This is a genomic window from Leucobacter faecis (assembly GCF_054456635.2).
Window position 1 is genome coordinate 203817 of sequence record NZ_JBTJEP020000004.1, and the last position, 11661, is coordinate 215477.

Sequence of the window (11661 nt, forward strand, 5' to 3'; positions counted from 1 at the left end):
ACCCAGAAAGGGTGCGCGCGATAACCGAGAGTATTTACGCGTCGAGTGCGGGCAGGTGTGCCGGGTGGCTGCCCGCGAGCTGCTCGATGATGCGCACCACCTGGCAGCTGTAACCGTACTCGTTGTCGTACCAGACGTAGACCACGGCGCTGTCGCCGGTCACGATGGTGGCGAGTCCGTCGACGATGCCCGCACGGTTCGAGCCAACAAAGTCGGTCGATACGATCTCGGGCGACTCCACGAAGTCGATCTGCGTGCGCAGTGCGCCCGTGAGAGAGACCTGACGCAAGAAGTCGTTGATGTCGTCGCTCGTGGTTTCGCGCTCGAGCTGCAGGTTGAGCACGGCCATCGACACGTCGGGCGTGGGAACGCGAATCGCGTTGCCGGTGAGCTTGCCCTCGAACTCGGGCAGCGCCTTCGACACGGCCTTAGCCGCGCCGGTCTCGGTGAGCACCATGTTGAGCGCGGCCGAGCGGCCGCGACGGTCACCCTTGTGGAAGTTGTCGATGAGGTTCTGGTCGTTGGTGTACGAGTGCACCGTCTCGACGTGGCCGCGCTTGACGCCGTAGCGGTCGTTCAGCACCTTGAGCACGGGGGTGATCGCGTTCGTGGTGCACGAAGCGGCGCTCACGATCTGCTGATCGGTGATCTTGTCGCTGTTGACACCGTAGACAACGTTGAGCATGTCGCCCTTGCCGGGAGCCGTGAGCAGCACGCGAGCGATGCCCTGGTTCTTGAGGTGCTGGCTGAGGCCCTCGGCATCACGCCAGATACCCGTGTTGTCGACGAGGATCGCGTCCTTGATGCCGTACTGGGTGTAATCGACCGACGCGGGATCGTTCGAGTAGATCATCTGAATACGCACGCCGTTGGCGAGAATCGCGTTCTCGTCCTCGAGCACCTTGATGGTGCCGTTGAACGGGCCGTGCACCGAGTCGCGGCGCAGCAGGTTGGCGCGCTTCATCAGGTCGTCAGCGCCGCCCTTGCGCACGACGATCGCGCGCAGGTTCAGGCCATTGGCGCTGCCGGCGTGGTCGATGATGATGCGGGCGAGCAGGCGACCGATCCGGCCAAAGCCGTAGAGCACAACATCGGTGCCGGTGCTGGGAGCCGCGCCGATAGCGGGCGCGAGCGTCTCGCGCAGGTACGCGTCGAGATCGGTTTCGCCTGAGGCGCGGAAGCCCGCGGCGAGAAGGGCGAGGTCGATCGAGACCGGGCCGGGCTGGATCTGGGCGATGGCCTCGACGATCGCCGACGTCTCGGTGAGCGGCAGCTCAGCGTCGTCGATCTTGCGGGCGAAGCTGTGCGCCCGAATGATGTCGATGGGTGACCGGCCGATGAGCGAGCGACCGTGCACCGACATGACGATGTCGCGGTCGCGGTAGAGCTGGCCAATCAGCGGAATCATCCGCTCTGCGAGTTCCTGCTTCGCCTTCCAAGCCTCGAGGTGAGCATCAGCACGCTGGATCATGTGAACGGAAGATTCCTTTCGATGTTGACGAGTTCGGCCTGCCCGCCGCGACGAAGAGTGTCATCGACCAGTATCCCATGCCTGTGACAGAGTGTGACACCGCGATTTCGCAGGTACGCTCCGGTGCCCCATTCTTGAAGAGTTCGCCCCGTACAGCGGGGCGGTGTGCGGGCAGCGCCCCGCGCACAGCACCACCACACTTGAGACGCCTGGGAGGGCTCCAAACATGTTCAGCAAGAAGCGCGGCTTCATCACGGCCTCACTCACGGCACTCGCACTCGCTGGTGCGGCAACGCTCGCGGGTTGCGCACCGGCCGCAGACGACAACGTCGTCACGATTGGCGTCGTGCCGGGCGGCCAGCCTTACTGGGATACCTTTGTCGAAGCGGCCGCAGATGAGGGCATCACGGTCGAAATCAAGGACTTCGCCGAGTACCCGCAGCCCAACCCGCTCGTGTCAGAGGGCGAACTCGATCTGAACCAGTTTCAGCACATCGCATACCTGGCAGCGCACAATGTTGACGCTGATGACGACCTCGTTGCCCTCGGCTCGACCGTCATCTACCCGATGAACCTGTTCTCGAGCAAGTACAAGAGCCTCGACGAGATTCCGAAGGGTGGCACGGTGGCCGTGCCCAACGACGAGTCGAACCGTGCACGTGCACTTCTGGTGCTGCAGAAGCTCGGTTTGATCGAGCTCAAGGATGGCGGCAACTCGGGTTCCACTCTCGAGGACATCATCGCCGACAAGTCCAAGGTGAAGGTGACCGAGCTCGACGCGGCCGGGATCCCCGGTGCTCTGCCCGACGTTGATGCTGGCGTGGTCAACAATGACTTCGTTGAGCCTTCGGGCCTGAAGTTCTCGGACTCACTCGGCGCCGACAGTGCAGATGACGCAGCGGCCGCCCCGTACACGAACATCTTCGCTGCACGTGCTGAGGACAAGGACAACGAGACCTACCTCAAGCTCGTAGACATCTACCAGAACAACGCCGATGTGCAGAAGGCTGTGAAGGACTACGTGGGTGAGGGCGCAATCCTCGTCAACACGCCGCAGGCCGAGCTGGCTAAGATTCTCGCTCAGGCCGAGAAGGACTACAGCGCACAGTAAGCGACCCGCGTGACGGGCCACTAGCTCGAAATCGGGGCGGCGAGATTTCTCGCCGCCCCGATTCGTGTTCTGGTGGCCTGTGCAGTGAAAATAGATGGAACAATCCGCGGCGAGAGGACCTCATGACACGCGTGCAATTAAGCGGCGTCGGTAAACGCTACCCGGCCCCCAAGAAGGGCGGCGCTAGCGGCAGCGAGATCGTCGCCGTAGACGACGTCTCGATCGACGTCGCTTCGGGTGAGATTCACGCGATCATCGGCTATTCGGGGGCGGGCAAGAGCACGCTGTTGCGCCTCGTCAACGGCCTCGAGCGCGCGACGAGCGGCGTGATTCGCGTGGGTGATGATGAGCTAACGGCTCTGAGCGAGCGCGAGCTGCGCCCGGTGCGGCAGAAGATCGGCATGATCTTTCAGCAGTTCAACCTGTTTCACTCGAAAACGGCCGCTAAAAACGTCGAGTACCCGCTCATCGTCGCGGGTGTGCCAGCCGATGAGCGAAAGCGTCGCGTCGCCGAGCTGCTCGAGTTTGTGGGCCTCGGCGACCGCGGCACGGCGTTCATCGACCAGCTTTCGGGCGGCCAGAAGCAGCGTGTGGGCATCGCCCGCGCCCTCGCTACAAACCCCGGCGTGCTGCTCGCCGACGAAGCTACGAGCGCGCTTGATCCCGAAACCTCGCAAGAGGTACTCACGCTGCTCAAGCGCGTCAACGCCGAGCTCGGCGTCACCATCATCCTCATCACCCACGAGATGGAGGTGGTGCGTGAGATCGCGCACCGCGTCACTGTGATGGATTCGGGACGGGCAGTCGAGCAGGGGGCGGTCTTCGACGTGTTCTCGGCCCCCAAGACCGACACGACGCGCAAGTTTGTGGCGACCGCGCTGCCGAGCGAACCGACACAAGAGCACCTCGCGACGCTCATGGAACGCCACCGCGGCCGCCTCGTCAGCCTCACCTTCCGAGACGGCAGCGTCGACCAACCCGTCGTCTTCACGACGCTCGCCGAACGCGGTGTGAGCGTCAGTATTGTGCACGGCGGCATCGCCGAGGTGGGCGGCCGCACGTTTGGCAAGCTCACCCTTGAACTCATCGGTGATGAGCTGCGCGTGGAACACGCGATCGCGGCCCTTGCCCAGCAGACCGAACTGGAGGTGCTGGCGTAATGGACCGGCTTCTTGAACTCCTCGCGAACGGCAAGTTTCTCGAGGCGACAATTCAAACACTCATCTACGTCGTCGTGGCGATGGGCATTGGTGGCGCGCTCGGGCTCGTCATCGGCGTGCTGCTCACGGTGACACGCGAGGGCGGGCTGCTTGCACACAAGGCGATCTTCTGGGTGCTCAACCTACTCGTCAATTTCTTCAGGCCGATCCCGTTTGTGATCTTGATCGCCGCCCTGCAGCCGCTGTCACGCGTCGTCGTGGGCACCGGCATCGGCGACCGCGCGCTCATGTTCGTGCTGTCGTTCGCCGTCACCTTCGGCGTGGCACGCCTCGTCGAGCAGAACCTGCTCACGGTGCCCCCGGGGGTCATCGAGGCGGCGCGCGCCATGGGGGCGAGCCCGTTCCGGATCATCCGTACCGTGCTGATCCCCGAGGGTCTTGGCCCGCTCGTGCTCGGCTACACCTTCGCGTTCATCGCGGTGGTCGACATGACCGCCATGGCCGGCGTGATCGGGGGCGGTGGGCTCGGCAACATGGCGCTGCAGTATGGTTACCGTCAGTTCAACCCGTGGGTCACGTGGGCGGCCGTGCTCGTCATCGTGATCCTCGTACAGCTTGTGCAGCTGCTCGGTAACATCTTCGCCCGCAGGCAGCTTCGGAGGTAACCCCCATGACCACATCACACACGATCGCCGACCTGCGCCTAGTGGCCGAGACGCTCTGGCCCGCGGCCACCGCCGAGTCGTGGGACCGTGTAGGCCTCGTCTCGGGCCGCGACGACGCCCCGCTCACGCGCATTCTGCTCGCCGTCGATGCGGTGCAGGCGACCGTGGCCGAGGCGCTCGAGTGGGGTGCGAGCGCGCTCGTAACGCACCACCCGCTGCTCTTGCGCGGCATTCACTCCGTCGCCGAAGACACGTCGAAGGGCGCGCTGCTGGCCGACCTGATTCGGGGGGAGTGCGCGCTGTTCGCCGCGCACACCAACGCCGATCAGCCCGCGGGAGGCGTCTCTGACGTGATCGCTAAGCGGCTGGGACTCACGGACGCGAGCCCTATTGTGCCGCTCGCCCAGGATCCGGCGATTGGCATCGGGCGCGTAGGCAGCCTCGCCGCGCCCGAGACCCTCGCCGAGTTCGCGGCGCGCGTCGCCAGCATCTTGCCGCCCACGGTGAGCGGGGTGCGTGTGGCAGGGGATCCGGATCGTGCCGTGCAGCGCATCGCCCTGCTGGGGGGCGCCGGTGACAGCCTGCTCGAGCACCCGCTCGTGCGCGGAGCCGATGTGTACCTCACGAGCGATCTGCGGCATCACCCGGCGCAGGAGTCGATCGAGCTCTCGAGTGCCGCCGGTGGCCCCGCGCTCGTCGACGTGGCCCACTGGGCGAGCGAGTCGCTGTGGCTCGACGGAGCAGCTGAGACGCTGAAGCAGCTGCTGCCGGGGGTGGAAGTGCGCGTGAGCGATCTGTGCACTGATCCGTGGAGCTTTGCCGTAGGTGCGGGCGCGGCCCGATAGGCTTAGAGCTATGAAGGCTAGCCCCCGCCAGCAGCAGCTGCTGCTCGACCTGCAAGATCTCGACACTCTCATTGCGCAGCATCTGCGCAAACGCAAGCTGCTGCCGCAGCGCGCAGCCATCGCGGCCCTCGCCGGTGAGCTCGACGGGGCGAAGAGCGTGTTCATGGCGGCACAGCGCGAGCTCGACGCGCACACCGCCGAGTTCGAGCGTGTTGAATCCGACGTCGAGCTCGTGGCACAGCGAGTGAAGCGTGATGAGCAGCTGCTCGCTGTTTCGACGGCACCTAAAGAGGCGCAGGCGCTGACGGCGGAGCTCGCGCAGCTCGCTGAACGCAGCGCGAAGCTCGAGGACAAGCAGCTCGAGATCATGGAGCTGCAGGAGGGCGCGCAAGCGGCGTTTGCTTCTGCCACCGCAGCGCTCGAGGGCGTTGACGGCCGCCGCGCTGAGCTGCAGAGTGCGCTTGACGACGCCGAAGCGGCCATTAACCGCGAGCTCGCTATCTCCAAGAAGGAGCGGCTCGGGCTTTCGGCCGAGCTGCAGCGCGACCTGCTCGACCTCTACGAGTCGCTGCGCGGCCGCATTGGCATTGGCGCCGCCCGCCTGCGCGGTAACGTTTCTGAGGCCAGCAACATGGCCCTCGCCCCGGCAGAACTCGCGGGCATTCTTGAAGCGGCGCCCGACGAGGTCACTTTCTGCCCGGGCACCGGCGCGATTCTCGTGCGCGTAACCGCAGAGGCAGACCCCGCCCAGTAACGCGCGCGTGCGCCCGCTTAGCTTGAGGCGGGTATAGTTGATGCTTGGAATGGGTCGGTGAGACGGCCGCGTCGCGGCACGCAAGTGTTCGCGCCGAGGAACGTCCGGGCTCCGCAGGGGAGAACGGTGGGTAACACCCACCCGGGGTAACCCGCGAGAAAGTGCAACAGAGAGTAGACCGCCTGCCGCGGCTTGCCGCGGTTGGTAAGGCTGAAAGGGTGGTGTAAGAGACCACCGGCGTTCGTGGTAACACGGGCGGCCAGGTAAACCTCGTTCGGAGCAAGGCCAGACAGAGAGTGATGACGCGCCCCGCCGAGCTCTCGGGTAGGCCGCTAGAGCGTGTCGGTAACGGCAAGCCGAGAGAGATGACCGTCGCCTCGAAGTTCGCTTCGAGGAACAGAACCCGGCGTATGATCTGGCCCATTCCGCTTACCCCCGTTCTGCCGCATGATTACGCGGCAGAGCGGGGGTTTTCTTGTCGGCGTCTTTGCGGCTAGGTATGCGCCGCTGCTCCATACTGGTTGCATATTAGCAACTTTGGGGGTAGTTTTTGTTTATGGCCATTCAGCTCTCTGAACTGACCCGTCGTGCTCGCCTTCGGCGGGGACTTACACCTGCCGAGCTTGCAACGCTCTCGGGGGTAAGCAAGTCTTCGATCTCTCGGCTTGAGTCAGGGAAGCTTAACCCATCGTTCGAGATGATGCGTACGCTATTAAACTCGATCGGTTTCGAAGCGTCTGATCATCTCCGCCCTCAGGTTACAGATGACCAGTTAATCCGCTTCATGGATGAATACTCCTCGGGCCTGATCTCTGAAAAAGACGCCAGCGAGAGATTACGGATCGCCGCGCAGGCTGCTCCAATTCGGGACCGACCCGGGGTTCGGTACGTGGCCGCAGACCTGAGGGATGTTCTCATGCACCTTCAGCGGACGGAGAAGCCGTATGCGGTGTCTGGGCTTGAAGCCTGCTCGAATGAAACCTCGTTCGAGCCGATCTTCTACATCAACGCCAATGTTGCGTTACCTTGGGGGGAGCCCGCATTTGGGCATCGAGGATCATATATCCTCCCGCTCGACGAGCGCAAGGAAGCCCTGATAGATCGGAGGGGCCCCGACCCTCTCATGCCGCCCGCCTGGGCGCTCATGGATGCCATTGCAAGCCCGGGTCGACAGTCAGACGTTGCGCTCGACCTGCTCGAGATGAGTCGGGAGTTGGTAGCATGACGCCGACGCCACAAAACAACGACCTGCGGATTCCTGGAAATGGCGGTCAGTTCGCTAAGTTCAAGCGCACTGAGGCGCTGGGATCAAACCTCGCGACGAGGGCTCCAGAGCCTACTGTCCGATCTCGGCGACTGCTTGTCGAAGTTGTTGAGCTTCTCAGGCCGTTCGAGGGTGCCCTGACGGTCGTCGGGGCCCATGCAGTGATGCACCACGCCTCAAGGCTCGGCTACGTTCCTGATTCAACGGCCGACGCTGATGCCGTGATGAATCCCTCCCTGGTTGCTCAAACTCCAAACATTCTCGAGGTCATGGGGTCCGCCGGGCTCGAGCTGACCAGCCCGGATAGGCCAGGCATCTATGGGTATGCGGGAGACGGCGATGTCCCTCAACGGCAACGAACCACGATCGATCTCATAGTTCCTGAAATGTATGCAGGTGCAGGCCGGCGCGCAGCGCGAGTGCCGGGGCAAAAGGGCACAATGACGCGCGCGTCCGGCCTTGAGCTCGCTCTATTTGACCATGAGTGGGCAACTATCGAGACGCTTCCGGATGATAAGGCCCCGCTGTCAGTCAAGGTGAGGGTTGCCGGCGCCGGCGCTCTTCTCGTGGCCAAGGCTCACAAGGTGCGCGACAGATTTGAAGCTTTGGACGCCAATCCGCACAGGCTGAGGCCTAAAGATTCAAGAGACATCGCATTACTAATGCTGTCGTCCGACCCGCTGGAAGTGGCCCAAGCCATAAAGAAGATCGCGCGTGAGCATCCTGAAACGGAGGCTGTTTCTGAGGAAGGATTCTGCTTTCTTTCCTCCATGTATCATTCGCGATCGCTGGATGGGCTCGTCCGCGAGCACGCGGTTGCCGAACTACACGGCGGCGTGGACGTCCAGGCGCGGCTGGATGCTTGGATCGAGCAGTTCAACGAGTAGCCAGTGCACCGCAACGCCCCTGTTCTGCCGCTTCTTGAGCATCACGTGGGCTGCTCTTTGAGTATATGCTTCCAGTCAGAATACTTTGATTTCACTGTCAGCAGGGGGCGAATCTATCGTGACACTCGCATTTCAGGGCCCCCGCACGCTCGTAGCCGTGCTCGGCGCCGCTGCCTTGGCCACAAGCCTGACTGGCTGCGGCGCATTCGACCTTTCGTTACTCGTCTCAAACAGTGGCGGCGGCAGCTCGTCTCAAGCGCCCGCCCCTTCGCCGCCGCAAGACCCGCGCCCCGCGGAACCCGCACCCGCACCTGCCGAGACCGCTGGGCCCGCGCTGTGCAAGGACGGTTCAGCCAAGCGTGACGTGCTGCTTACTGGCGAGAAAGCCTCGGGAGTGTGGCTCGGCGATATTGTTGAGCCGCACGGTGCGCAATACCGCCTGCGGGCAATACTTAGCGACGACGGCTGCCAAGTCGAGGGCACGTTTGAGTATCAGGGGCTAAATTGCAGCGGCACATGGAGCTGTGGCGACGGTACCAGCACGGGATCAGCGACGAGCCTGCGCCCGGAGTAGATGCCCGGAGTAGGTGCCCGGTGGGGCAGCCACTTTAGTAGTGGCTGCCGTGGCGGCGCGTCTTACTCACCGCCCACCAGGTACCAATGCCCACCGTGAGCACGATACCGGCCCACAGTAGAAAACTCACCTCCGTGAGAGCGGCCCCAAAGATGATCATCGCGACAGCGACAAGCATCACTTCTAGAAACATTACGTCTGGCGGTTGCATCACACACCTCATTTCCTCGTACTTCCAGTATGCGCCTCTGGCGCAGAAAGTGCACGGGGGTGCGTAACGCCCGTCTGAGGCGCCGTCTGAGGCGTCCGCTCAGCGACTCTCGTTACGACAGCGTGAGGAGCTCAAAGCCGTTCTCTCGCACCACGATCGTGTGCTCAAACTGGGCGGTGATGCTCTTGTCTCGGGTGGTGATGGTCCACTCGTCATCCCACTGCCGCCACTCGTGGGTGCCGAGGGTGAGCATGGGCTCGACGGTAAACACCATGCCCGGCTTGATGATGTCACCGTAGGCGGGGGCCGAGTCGTAGTGGGGAATGATGAGACCAGAGTGAAACGACGAGCCAACGCCATGACCGGTGAAATCGCGCACCACGCCGTAACCAAACCGTTTTGCATAGGTTTCAATGACGCGCCCAATCACGTTTACCGCGCGCCCCGGTTTCGCTGCTTTGATGCCGCGCATCATGGCCTCGTGTGTGCGCTCGATCAACAGATCCACTTCGTCAGGCACCTGCCCGACCCGAAAGGTGCGGTTGAGGTCGCCGTGCATCCCGTCACGATACGCCGTCACATCAACGTTCACGATGTCGCCCTCGCGCAGCACCGTATCGTCGGGCACGCCGTGACAAATGACCTCGTTCACTGACGTGCACGATGACGCGCGATAGCCGCGATAGCCGAGCGTCGAAGGGTAGGCGCCCTGTGAAATCACATAGTCGTGGGCGATGCGATCGAGTTCAGCTGTGGTGACGCCGGGCCGTACCGCTTCTGCGACGGCGTCGAGTGCCCGCGAGGCGATGCCGCCCGCGATACGGATTCGATCGATCTCCTCTTCTGTGTACGTGTTATCGCCCTCGTACGGTGGCGGAGTCTTCAGCCCAACATATGGTGGGCGCTCAATGTCGCTCGGCACCGTGCGAACGGGGGGAAGAGAACCGGGGATCAAATGTCCGTGTGTATCGAAGGGCATAGCTCTATCCTAGGAGTGCGCACTAGTCGCGCTGAAGGAGGCGAAAGAAATGAGCAGTCAAGACTGGGGTATCGATGACCCCGAAGAGACGTACTGGTTCAACACGCTCACGAAGTTGGTCGAGCGCGGGCCGCAATCGCCCGGCGTGGATCGCATCGGCCCGTTCAAGACCCACCAAGAGGCAGAGCGCGCGCAGGCTATCGTGAACGAGAAGGCCCGCCTGTGGAACGAAGAGGACAACGACGAGTCCTAACCTCGGCGCCTCGCAGCACCACCCGCGCGCCCGCGTTTGGGCTGTAACACGCTCGACACGGGCGCGCGGTATCGTGTGCCAGTGAGACGCAACGATGCCTCACGAATCAAGCACCAGCACAAATACCTCAGCACAGGACGGAGTGGGCGTGAGTAAGCAGCGAGATTTTGTTCTCCGCACGATTGAAGAGCGTGGCGTAAAGTTTGTACGCCTCTGGTTTACCGACGTCTCGGGCACCCTTAAATCGGTGGCGCTTGCCCCCGCCGAGGTTGAGGGCGCGTTCAACGAGGGCATCGGATTCGACGGTTCAGCGATCGAAGGCCTCACTCGCGCGTACGAGTCAGACCTGCTCGCGATTCCCGATCCCGCCACGTTCCAGCTGCTTCCGTGGCGCAGCCAGCAGGCCCCTACCGCGCGTATGTTCTGCGAAATTCGCACCCCCAATGGCGAGCCGGCCGTGGCCGATCCTCGTAACGTGCTCAAGCGCACCCTCGAGCAGGCGGCCGACCGCGGGTTTACGTGCTACACGCACCCCGAGATTGAGTTCTATCTGCTGAAGTCGAAAGAGTTCGGCCCCGGTGGGCCGGTGCCCGTCGACCGCGCCGGCTATTTCGACAATGTGCCCGGTGGCACCGCTCACGACTTTAGGCGTGAAAGCGTCGAGATGCTTGAAGACCTGGGCATCTCGGTCGAGTTCAGCCACCACGAGGCAGGCCCGGGTCAAAACGAGATCGACCTGCGCTACGCCGATGCACTCACGACCGCCGATAACATCATGACCTTTCGCACCGTGGTGAAAGAGGTCGCGATCTCGCAGGGCGTGCACGCAACATTTATGCCCAAGCCGCTCGCGGGCCACCCGGGATCAGGGATGCACACGCACCTGTCTCTCTTTGAGGGTGACACAAACGCTTTCTATGACCCCGGCGCAAAGTACCAACTGTCGCAGACGGGCCGTCGTTTCGTCGCCGGCCTGCTGCGCCACGCGCCCGAGATCACGGCCGTCACAAACCAATACATCAACTCGTACAAGCGACTGTGGGGCGGCGATGAGGCTCCCTCATTTGTGAGCTGGGGCCACAACAATCGCTCTGCACTCGTGCGGGTACCCATGTACAAACCCGGCAAGGGTGGCGCGGCACGCGTCGAGTACCGGGGCATCGATACGGCCGTAAACCCCTACCTGGGCTTCTCAGTGCTGCTGGCCGCCGGACTCAAAGGCATCGAAGAAGAATACGAGTTGCCGCCCGAAGCAGAAAACAACGTCTGGGCGCTCAGCGACGGCGAGCGCCGCGCCATGGGCTTTGACGCGCTCCCCGTGAGCCTCGACCACGCGCTGGCTGTGATGGAACGCTCTGAGCTCGTGGCCGAGACGCTCGGGGAGCAGGTCTTTGCCTACTTTATTCGCGACAAGCGCCGCGAGGTGGCCGAGTATCACAGTCAGGTGACGCCTTACGAGCTCGCCTCGATGCTCGACACGGTGTAGC

13 protein-coding genes, 1 other RNA gene and 1 pseudogene are annotated in these 11661 nt (G+C 63.2%); 12 read left to right on the forward strand and 3 right to left on the reverse strand.

Annotated features, from left to right (window positions below; genetic code table 11):
- Window positions 1-34: 34 nt before the first annotated feature.
- Window positions 35-1471 carry a glyceraldehyde-3-phosphate dehydrogenase gene (locus ACXR2T_RS05265; protein ID WP_458837841.1) on the reverse strand — a complete coding sequence of 479 codons (1437 nt, stop codon included), beginning with the start codon at window positions 1469-1471 and terminating at the stop codon, window positions 35-37.
- Window positions 1472-1697: 226 nt separating this feature from the next.
- Between ACXR2T_RS05265 and ACXR2T_RS05270 the strand changes: the two genes are divergently transcribed.
- The 10 genes and pseudogenes from ACXR2T_RS05270 to ACXR2T_RS05315 all read left to right on the forward strand — a co-directional run bounded on the left by ACXR2T_RS05270 (window position 1698) and on the right by ACXR2T_RS05315 (window position 8731).
- Complete coding sequence (locus ACXR2T_RS05270) at window positions 1698-2582, forward strand: MetQ/NlpA family ABC transporter substrate-binding protein (protein WP_458837842.1); 885 nt, start codon at window positions 1698-1700, stop codon at window positions 2580-2582.
- A 122-nt stretch (window positions 2583-2704) separates the two neighbouring features.
- Window positions 2705-3742 (forward strand): methionine ABC transporter ATP-binding protein, encoded by a 1038-nt coding sequence (locus tag ACXR2T_RS05275; protein WP_458837843.1) that lies wholly within the window; start codon window positions 2705-2707, stop codon window positions 3740-3742.
- A complete protein-coding gene (locus ACXR2T_RS05280; protein WP_458812736.1) occupies window positions 3742-4407 on the forward strand; it encodes a methionine ABC transporter permease in 666 nt (221 codons plus the stop codon). The genes ACXR2T_RS05275 and ACXR2T_RS05280 overlap by 1 nt, the downstream gene beginning before the upstream one ends.
- 5 nt (window positions 4408-4412) lie before the next feature.
- Window positions 4413-5252, forward strand: coding sequence for a Nif3-like dinuclear metal center hexameric protein (locus ACXR2T_RS05285; protein ID WP_458837844.1), 840 nt, complete (start codon window positions 4413-4415; stop codon window positions 5250-5252).
- Window positions 5253-5262: 10 nt separating this feature from the next.
- Window positions 5263-6006 carry a zinc ribbon domain-containing protein gene (locus ACXR2T_RS05290; RefSeq protein WP_458837845.1) on the forward strand — a complete coding sequence of 248 codons (744 nt, stop codon included), beginning with the start codon at window positions 5263-5265 and terminating at the stop codon, window positions 6004-6006.
- A 50-nt stretch (window positions 6007-6056) separates the two neighbouring features.
- Window positions 6057-6433: RNase P RNA component class A (gene rnpB, locus ACXR2T_RS05295), an RNA gene on the forward strand.
- Window positions 6434-6562: 129 nt separating this feature from the next.
- Window positions 6563-6727 (forward strand): annotated as a pseudogene (locus tag ACXR2T_RS05300) (helix-turn-helix transcriptional regulator); the annotation flags it as partial.
- Window positions 6728-6922: 195 nt separating this feature from the next.
- Window positions 6923-7231 carry a hypothetical protein gene (locus ACXR2T_RS05305; RefSeq protein WP_458837850.1) on the forward strand — a complete coding sequence of 103 codons (309 nt, stop codon included), beginning with the start codon at window positions 6923-6925 and terminating at the stop codon, window positions 7229-7231.
- Window positions 7228-8157, forward strand: a complete 930-nt coding sequence (locus tag ACXR2T_RS05310; protein ID WP_458837846.1) for a hypothetical protein — start codon at window positions 7228-7230, stop codon at window positions 8155-8157. The genes ACXR2T_RS05305 and ACXR2T_RS05310 overlap by 4 nt, the downstream gene beginning before the upstream one ends.
- A 118-nt stretch (window positions 8158-8275) precedes the next feature.
- Window positions 8276-8731 carry a hypothetical protein gene (locus ACXR2T_RS05315; RefSeq protein ID WP_458837847.1) on the forward strand — a complete coding sequence of 152 codons (456 nt, stop codon included), beginning with the start codon at window positions 8276-8278 and terminating at the stop codon, window positions 8729-8731.
- Window positions 8732-8765: 34 nt separating this feature from the next.
- Here ACXR2T_RS05315 and ACXR2T_RS05320 read toward each other — a convergent pair whose 3' ends face one another.
- Window positions 8766-8942 (reverse strand): hypothetical protein, encoded by a 177-nt coding sequence (locus tag ACXR2T_RS05320; RefSeq protein WP_458812742.1) that lies wholly within the window; start codon window positions 8940-8942, stop codon window positions 8766-8768.
- 112 nt (window positions 8943-9054) lie between these two features.
- Window positions 9055-9921 (reverse strand): type I methionyl aminopeptidase, encoded by an 867-nt coding sequence (gene map / locus ACXR2T_RS05325; RefSeq protein WP_458812744.1) that lies wholly within the window; start codon window positions 9919-9921, stop codon window positions 9055-9057.
- A 49-nt stretch (window positions 9922-9970) separates the two neighbouring features.
- Here map and ACXR2T_RS05330 point away from each other — a divergent pair, with 49 nt between their 5' ends.
- Window positions 9971-10174, forward strand: a complete 204-nt coding sequence (locus ACXR2T_RS05330; RefSeq protein WP_458812746.1) for a methionine aminopeptidase — start codon at window positions 9971-9973, stop codon at window positions 10172-10174.
- 148 nt (window positions 10175-10322) lie between these two features.
- Window positions 10323-11660, forward strand: coding sequence for a type I glutamate--ammonia ligase (gene glnA, locus ACXR2T_RS05335; protein WP_458812748.1), 1338 nt, complete (start codon window positions 10323-10325; stop codon window positions 11658-11660).
- The last annotated feature ends 1 nt before the right edge of the window (window position 11661 follow it).

Coding starts and splice junctions, on each gene's coding strand:
- map (WP_458812744.1), bottom strand. CDS start 9,921: ATGCCCTTCGATACACACGGACATTTGATCCCCGGTTCTCTTCCCCCC.
- ACXR2T_RS05330 (WP_458812746.1), top strand. CDS start 9,971: ATGAGCAGTCAAGACTGGGGTATCGATGACCCCGAAGAGACGTACTGG.
- ACXR2T_RS05275 (WP_458837843.1), top strand. CDS start 2,705: ATGACACGCGTGCAATTAAGCGGCGTCGGTAAACGCTACCCGGCCCCC.
- ACXR2T_RS05320 (WP_458812742.1), bottom strand. CDS start 8,942: ATGCAACCGCCAGACGTAATGTTTCTAGAAGTGATGCTTGTCGCTGTC.
- ACXR2T_RS05280 (WP_458812736.1), top strand. CDS start 3,742: ATGGACCGGCTTCTTGAACTCCTCGCGAACGGCAAGTTTCTCGAGGCG.
- ACXR2T_RS05290 (WP_458837845.1), top strand. CDS start 5,263: ATGAAGGCTAGCCCCCGCCAGCAGCAGCTGCTGCTCGACCTGCAAGAT.
- ACXR2T_RS05310 (WP_458837846.1), top strand. CDS start 7,228: ATGACGCCGACGCCACAAAACAACGACCTGCGGATTCCTGGAAATGGC.
- ACXR2T_RS05265 (WP_458837841.1), bottom strand. CDS start 1,471: ATGATCCAGCGTGCTGATGCTCACCTCGAGGCTTGGAAGGCGAAGCAG.
- ACXR2T_RS05305 (WP_458837850.1), top strand. CDS start 6,923: ATGCACCTTCAGCGGACGGAGAAGCCGTATGCGGTGTCTGGGCTTGAA.
- ACXR2T_RS05270 (WP_458837842.1), top strand. CDS start 1,698: ATGTTCAGCAAGAAGCGCGGCTTCATCACGGCCTCACTCACGGCACTC.
- ACXR2T_RS05285 (WP_458837844.1), top strand. CDS start 4,413: ATGACCACATCACACACGATCGCCGACCTGCGCCTAGTGGCCGAGACG.